This is a genomic window from Mesorhizobium sp. M4B.F.Ca.ET.143.01.1.1, assembly GCF_004792275.1.
In the GTDB taxonomy this organism is placed as follows: Bacteria; Pseudomonadota; Alphaproteobacteria; order Rhizobiales; family Rhizobiaceae; genus Mesorhizobium; species Mesorhizobium abyssinicae.
In genome coordinates this window covers 1-313 of sequence record NZ_SRSR01000261.1, presented here as the reverse complement: position 1 = coordinate 313, position 313 = coordinate 1, and the positions used below count along the sequence as shown (strand labels likewise).

Below are 313 nucleotides of genomic sequence, written 5' to 3'. Positions count from 1 at the left end.
CCGCGTCCGCGGTAGTCGAAAGCGACAACCTTGCGCGCAAGGGCGGATCGCGTTGAGAGATAGAGCGCAAGCTCGTGAAAATCCCGCGCGTTGCGCGTCAGGCCAGGCAGACAGACGACCGGCCAATGGGCGGAACTCGCTTCGCCATAGACACGCGCGTGAAGCCTCAGCCCATCTGGCGCGGCATAGAAGAAGTCGGAGAAATCTGGATTGCTCGACATGGAACGGACGCCTTAGCCGCGAGATCGTCCACGACTGCTATAGACGGAGCGCTGGAGGGTCAAACGGGAAAGGCTCCTCCTTCTCCTCGCAC

General features: G+C 61.7%; 1 pseudogene. It reads right to left on the bottom strand.

Going from position 1 to position 313, the window contains the following annotated elements:
• Positions 1-221 (bottom strand): annotated as a pseudogene (locus EN786_RS36905) (alpha/beta hydrolase); the annotation flags it as partial.
• Positions 222-313: the final 92 nt, after the last annotated feature.